6 protein-coding genes are annotated in these 6,519 nt (G+C 68.9%); 3 read left to right on the top strand and 3 right to left on the bottom strand.

Features of this window, described 5'->3' with window-relative positions; all coding sequences use genetic code 11:
* Positions 1 to 804 (top strand): MFS transporter (locus ACR2JA_RS09715; RefSeq protein ID WP_434008884.1); only part of this gene is annotated, 804 nt, incomplete at its 5' end.
* 162 nt (positions 805 to 966) lie between these two features.
* On the opposite strand, the gene ACR2JA_RS09720 is transcribed toward ACR2JA_RS09715, so the two are convergent.
* The gene (locus ACR2JA_RS09720) at positions 967 to 2,526 is read right to left on the bottom strand and encodes a class I adenylate-forming enzyme family protein (RefSeq protein WP_434008885.1); all 1,560 of its coding nucleotides are present in this window, start codon (positions 2,524 to 2,526) and stop codon (positions 967 to 969) included.
* 88 nt (positions 2,527 to 2,614) lie between these two features.
* Here ACR2JA_RS09720 and ACR2JA_RS09725 point away from each other — a divergent pair, with 88 nt between their 5' ends.
* Positions 2,615 to 3,331 (top strand): response regulator, encoded by a 717-nt coding sequence (locus tag ACR2JA_RS09725; RefSeq protein ID WP_434008886.1) that lies wholly within the window; start codon positions 2,615 to 2,617, stop codon positions 3,329 to 3,331.
* A 154-nt stretch (positions 3,332 to 3,485) separates the two neighbouring features.
* Positions 3,486 to 4,772, top strand: coding sequence for a HAMP domain-containing sensor histidine kinase (locus tag ACR2JA_RS09730; protein ID WP_434008887.1), 1,287 nt, complete (start codon positions 3,486 to 3,488; stop codon positions 4,770 to 4,772).
* A gap of 350 nt (positions 4,773 to 5,122) precedes the next feature.
* Here ACR2JA_RS09730 and ACR2JA_RS09735 read toward each other — a convergent pair whose 3' ends face one another.
* On the bottom strand, positions 5,123 to 5,332 hold the full coding sequence (locus tag ACR2JA_RS09735) for a zinc-finger domain-containing protein (RefSeq protein WP_434008888.1): 210 nt from the start codon (positions 5,330 to 5,332) through the stop codon (positions 5,123 to 5,125).
* 10 nt (positions 5,333 to 5,342) lie between these two features.
* Positions 5,343 to 6,266 (bottom strand): branched-chain amino acid transaminase, encoded by a 924-nt coding sequence (locus tag ACR2JA_RS09740; protein WP_434008889.1) that lies wholly within the window; start codon positions 6,264 to 6,266, stop codon positions 5,343 to 5,345.
* Positions 6,267 to 6,519 lie beyond the last annotated feature (253 nt).

Raw genomic sequence — 6,519 nt, forward strand, 5'->3', positions numbered from 1 at the left:
GCGGTGGCGGCGGCGGTGGATGCGGTCAAACCCGCCCCGGGCGCGAACTACCAGAACGCCGCCTGGACCACCGCCTACTTCGTCATGGCCGCCAGCATGCTGGTGGGCGTGGTCACGGTGCTGTTCTCGCGCGAGCCGGCCCAGGTGGCGCTGCCGCCCAGCCGCAACGCGGCCGAGTGGTTCCGCAGCGCCTTCATCGAACCGTTTGCGGATTTCCTCAAACGCTACGGCTCGCACGCCCTGCTCATCCTGGCGCTGATCGGTGTTTACCGCATCAGTGACGTGGTGATGGGCATCATGGCCAACCCGTTTTATGTGGACATGGGCTACACCAAGGACGAGGTGGCCGCGGTCACCAAGGTCTACGGCGTGATCATGACCCTGGTGGGCGCCTTCATCGGCGGCGCGCTGTCGCTGCGGCTGGGCGTGATGCGGGAGCTGATGCTCGGCGCCGTGCTATCGGCCGCCAGCAACCTGCTGTTCGCGTGGCTGGCCGGCCATGGTCACGACGTGACGGCGCTGATCGCCGTGGTCTCGGCCGACAACCTGAGCGCGGGTGTGGCGTCCGCCGCCTTCATCGCCTACCTGTCGAGCCTGACCAACGTCAGCTACTCGGCCACGCAGTACGCGCTGTTCAGCTCCATGATGCTGCTGGCGCCCAAGTGGCTGGCGGGCTATTCGGGCGCGTTTGTCGATGCCTACGACTACCCGACCTTCTTCACCGCCACCGCCTTCCTGGGCCTGCCGGTGCTGGTGCTGATCTGGCTGGCCACACGCATGACGCCCCCCCCGCGCCGCGCCTGACGGCGCGTGCCTTGCAGGCCGCGCCACCGTCAGAGCCGGTGGCACTTCGGGCTGTCCAAGGCTGCGCAGGCAGACTTGGAGCCGCAGCCCTCAGCCCCCTCAAGGGGGCAACACCTGCGGCCCGGCAAAGCCGGTTCCACGGTGTTCCCGATCGGTTTCCCTTCAACCCCCAGCGGGGTCTGTGCGCAGCAGATCCGTCAGCTCCGCCTTCTTCACCTTGCCCAGTGCGGTGCGGGGCAGGGCGTCCAGCCGCACCCAGCGGCGCGGCCATTTGTAGCGCGCCAGCCGGCCGTCCAGCCAGGCCTGCAGCGCGGCCTGCCAGTCATCGTGTGCTGCCGCGTGGCGCAGCACCACCACGGCGACGGTGACCTCGCCCCAGCGCGCATCGGCCTGGCCGACCACGCTGCACTCGGCCACCGCCGGGTGCTGGGCGATCAGGTTCTCGATCTCGGCCGGGTAGATGTTCTCGCCGCCGGAAATGATCATGTCCTTGGCGCGGCCCACCACGGTGAAGCTGCCGTCCGGCGCCTGCTGCCCCAGGTCGCCGCTGTGGAAGAAGCCCTCCGCGTCGGTGGCCGCGCGGTCGGGCCAGTAGCGAGCCACCACGTTGGGCCCGCGCACCCAGACCTCGCCCACCGCGCCCGGCGCCACCGGCACACCCCGCGGGTCGCACAACTGCACCTCGACGCCGGGCACCGGCCAGCCGCAAGAGCCGATGTGATCGGCTGCGTGGGACGGCGGCAGGGCGATGGAGAAGGGCCCGGTTTCGGTGCTGCCGTACACGTTGCACACCGGCACGCCGCGCGCCATGAAGGCTTGCAGCGGCGCCGGCGGCAGCAGGCTGGAGCCGGCCCAGACGGCGCGCAGGCTGTTCAGATCGGTGGTCGCCCAGTCGGCGTGCGCCGTCAGCGCCTGCAGCGTGGCCGGCACCTGCAGCGTGAGCGTGGGGCGGTCGTGGGCGAAGCTGTGCAGCGTGGCCGCTGCGTCAAAGCGCGCGAACAGGCGCACGTGGGCGCCCACCGACAGCGCCGGCAGCGTCTGGATGCACAGGCCGCCGACGTGGAACAGCGGCAGCACGGTGAGCACCGCGTCGTCGGCCGTCAGGCCCTGCACCTGCGCCGCGATGGCCATGTTGGCCAGCAGATTGGCCTGGGTGTGCACGGCCGCCTTGGGCAGGCCGCTGGTGCCCGATGTGTAGACCAGCAGCAACGGCGCGTCGGGAGCGTCGGCTGGCGGGGGCGGTGCGCCGTGGCCGGCATCGCCCAACGCAGCCCAGGCCAGTGCGGCGGTGCCGTCGCCGGCCAGTGCACGCGCCGCGTCGGTGAAGAGCGCGTCGTGCACCAGCAGCCGTGGCGCGCAGTCGGCCAGCACAGCCCGCCATTCCGCCGGCGAGAGGCGGTGGTTCAGCGGCACCAGCACCGCGCCCAACCGCGCCAGGGCAAACAGCAGCACGATGACAGCCGGGTGGTTCAGGCCCAGCCAGGCCACGCGGTCGCCCGGCCGCAGGCCATGACCGTTGGCCAGCCGCCTCGCGCAAGCGTCCACCTGATCGGCCATGGCCTGGCGGTCCCATGTGGCCCAAGCGCTGCCCGCATCGGCCGGGTCGCGCCAGCTCAGGACCGGGGCCGCCGGGGCCTGGGCGCGCAGCTGTGCCAGCAGGGCCGTGAAAGATGCGGCGGGAAGGGGTGGGGCCTGCTCGGGCCAGGGGCGTGTGGCGGACATTCACGCAACTTTACGTGAGCCACACACGGGCTGCGCGTGCGCGCGCGACCATGTGGGCCATGCTGTTGACGCCGCTACACTGAAAAACATGACCTCCCGACTCTTGATGATCGAAGACGACACCCGCCTGGCCCAGATGGTGACCGAGTACCTGGGGCAGTCCGGTTTCGAGGTGACGCACGCCGGCCACGGCGAGGCTGGTCTGGAGCAGCTGCCGATGGTGCAGCCCGAGCTGGTGATCCTGGACCTCATGATGCCCGGCATCGACGGGCTGGAGGTCTGCCGCCGCATCCGCGCGTTGCCGGGCGATCTGGCGCGCACGCCGGTGCTCATGCTCACCGCCAAGGGCGATCCGATGGACCGCATCATTGGTCTGGAACTCGGCGCCGACGACTACCTGCCCAAACCGTTCGAGCCGCGCGAGCTGCTGGCGCGCATCCGCGCCGTGTTGCGCCGTCGCGGCGATCCCGGCGGTGCGGCCACCACCCGCTCCACCCCCGTGCTGCGTTTCGGTTCGCTGGAGATCGACCGCGACGCGCGCACGGTACAGGTGGCGGGTCAGACCTGTGAACTCACCTCTTACCAGTTCGACCTGCTGGTGGCCATGGCCGAACGCGCGGGCCGCGTGCTCACGCGCGACCAGATCATGGAAGCCGTGCGCGGCCGTGAGCTCGAAGCTTTCGACCGCAGCATCGATGTGCACATCGGCCGCATCCGCAACGCCATCGAAGCCGACAGCAAGGACCCCAAGCGCATCCTGACGGTGCGGGGCGTGGGTTACGTGTTCGCCAAGCAGCAGGATTGAGCGTGTACGCCCCCCTGCGCCGCTTCGCGTCTTCCCCCCCCCTGGGGGGACAACACCTGTGGCCCGGCGAAGCCGGTTCCACGGTGTTTCTGGCTCGGGCACGCTGTTCGGTGCGGGTCTGCGCGCCGGCTGCGTTCTGGAAGGGGCTTGAGTCGTGAAAAGCCGGCTCGGTCAAAAGCTGTACCTGCGCATCTGGCTGGCCATCGTGGCGGCCGTGGCCTTGCTGACGCTGGTGGTGGGCTGGCTGTGGCAGATGGCGCTGGACCACGACCGCGAGGAGCGCGACGCCCGCATGGCGCGCGAACTGGTGCTGCGCAACGCCGCCGGCGAGGTGGTGGGCAAGTCCCCCGCGCGGGCGGTGCGGGTGCCGGGGCAGTCGCTGGAGTTTCAGGTGACCATGAACGACGGGCAGACGCTGTACGTGCAGCTGCCCCGCCCTGGCAGGCCACCCGGTGCCGCGCCGAACGCACGCCGCAACACCTCCACCGCCTTCTGGTTGCAGGCGCCGTTCGGCTTCGTCTGGCTGCTCTCGCTGGTGGGCCTGGCCGTGGCGCTGGGTGCCTACCCCGTCGTGCGGCGGCTGACCAAGCGCCTGGAAGGCTTGCAAAAAGGGGTGGAACGCTGGGGGCAGGGCGACCTGACCACCCGGCTGCCGGTGCAAGGGCAGGACGAGGTGGCGTTTCTGGCCGAACGTTTCAACGCCTCGGCCGAGCGTGTGCAGACCCTGTTGCAGGCCCACAAGGCCCTGCTGGCCAACGCCTCACACGAACTGCGCTCGCCACTGGCGCGCATCCGCATGGGGCTGGAGCTGCTGGGTCGCGACCCGGGCACGGCCAGCGCCCGCGCCGAAATCGCCCGCAACATCGCCGAGCTGGACCAGCTGGTCGACGAAATCCTGCTGGCCAGCCGGCTGGACATGCGCGACGCCCACGACGCCGGCGCGCTGGGGCCGACCGAAGAAATCGATCTGGTGGGGCTGGCTGCCGAAGAATGCGCCCGTACCGGTGCGGAGCTGGAGGTGGCCGAGGGCTCCCCGCCCGTGCTGGTGCAGGGCCACGCCCGCCTGCTGCGGCGCGTGCTGCGCAACCTGCTGGAAAACGCCCGCCGTTATGGCCAGCCGGCGTCCGGTGAGGCCAACGAAGAGGCGGCGGTGCGGCTGGTCATCGCGGCCCAGCCCGCGGTCCCGGCGGTGGGGGCCACCCCAGGCCGCCCGGCCATGGCGGTGGTGGCGGTCGAGGACCGGGGGCCGGGCGTGCCCGCCGATCTGCGCGAACGCATCTTCGAGCCGTTCTACCGGCTGCCGGGCGCCAGCGAACGTGAAGGCGGGGTGGGGCTGGGCCTGTCCCTGGTCCGCTCCATTGCCCTGCGCCACCATGGCCAGGTGCGCTGCGAAGACCGCCCGGGCGGCGGCGCCCGCTTCGTGCTCGAACTGCCGATGTGACCGGTGCCGACCAGCGGCGGGCTATCGGCTCTGAACGGTGGTCAGCGGAGCCGAACTGTGGGCAAAGACACGAAAAATCGGCCTCACTCCCCCAAACAGGGGATGGCCGATTGTCATGCGGCATCGCACAATCGAGCCCGTTGCTGTCACAACATGTCTTACTACATGGACCCGGCAAACACCATGCGTTAGTACCAACGTTTGAATCTGGTCTCCCAACGACGTCCTTCCAAGGACTTTTCAAAGCCACCGCAAGGTGGCTTTTTTTTGGCTTCCACGGCGGTGGGAGAGTGGGCAGACACAAAAAAGGCGCCTCGCGGCGCCTTGTACGGGACGTCTGGCGTTCCTTTTCAGTGGCCGTGCGCCACCACCTCGCCCGCCTTCAGGCGGTACACCGTGCCGCAGTACGGGCAGCGGGCTTCGCCGGTCTTGGCCACGTCCAGGTACACCTTGGGGTGGCTGTTCCAGAGCTTCATGTCGGCCTTGGGGCTGGGGCAGAACACGCCGCCCTGGTGGTTCAGGTCCTTGGCGGCCAGTTCGATCGTGGAAGAAGTGCTCATGGGATGTTCCTCAGACCTTCGAGAGCCAATGCGAGTACTTGGCGTTGCGGCCACCGACGATGTCGAAGAACGCGCTCTGGATCTTCTCGGTGATCGGGCCGCGGCTGCCGGCACCCAGTTCGATGCGGTCGAGTTCGCGGATCGGGGTCACTTCGGCGGCGGTGCCGGTGAAGAAGGCCTCGTCGGCGATGTACACCTCGTCGCGGGTGATGCGCTTTTGCACGATGTCCAGGCCCAGGTCCTTGGCGATGTGGAACACCGTGTTGCGGGTGATGCCGTTCAGGGCACCGGCCGACAGGTCGGGCGTGTAGATCACGCCGTTCTTGACCACGAAGATGTTCTCGCCCGCGCCCTCGCTGACGAAGCCGCTCGCGTCGAGCAGCATCGCCTCGTCGTAGCCGTCGTCGGTGGCTTCCATGTTCGCGAGGATGGAGTTGGTGTAGTTGCTCACCGCCTTGGCCTGCGTCATCGTGATGTTCACGTGGTGGCGCGTGTAGCTGCTCGTCTTGACGCGGATGCCGCGCTTCAGGCCCTCTTCGCCGAGGTACGCACCCCAGGGCCAGGCAGCGACCATCAGGTGGATGCGGTTGCCCTTGGGGCTGACGCCGAGCTTCTCGGAGCCGATCCACACCAGCGGACGCAGGTAGCAGCTCTCGAGTTGGTTCGCGCGCACCACGGCCTTCTGCGCGTCCATCACCTGTTCCATCGTGAACGGGATCTTCATGCGCAGGATCTTCGCGCTGTTGAACAGGCGCTCGGTGTGTTCCTGCAGCCGGAAGATCGCCGTGCCCTGCGCGGTGTTGTAGGCCCGCACGCCTTCGAAGGCACCGCAGCCGTAGTGCAGCGTGTGGCTCAGCACATGGATCTTGGCATCGCGCCATTCGACCATCTGCCCATCCATCCAGATCTTGCCGTCGCGGTCGGACATGGACATCGGTTTTCCTCGGTGTGTGCGGTAGTTGGCAGGGCACTGATTCTAGCCGGGCGGTCGGCCGAGATTGCCGTTCGTGACCTCGTTCACGAGCACTGAAAACCGCGGGCGGAAGTGCCACTTATGCACGGCGCGAACCCCCGCGCGCAGGGGGGGCCTCGGCCCCACGAGCCGCCGTGCGATCACTACAGTGGGTTTCACACGAGGGCACCATCCAAAACGCTAACGCGAGAGATGGTGGTCCTCGGTCAAAAGC

The sequence above is a fragment of the Hydrogenophaga sp. genome, assembly GCF_051007235.1.
In the GTDB taxonomy this organism is placed as follows: domain Bacteria; phylum Pseudomonadota; class Gammaproteobacteria; order Burkholderiales; family Burkholderiaceae_C; genus Hydrogenophaga.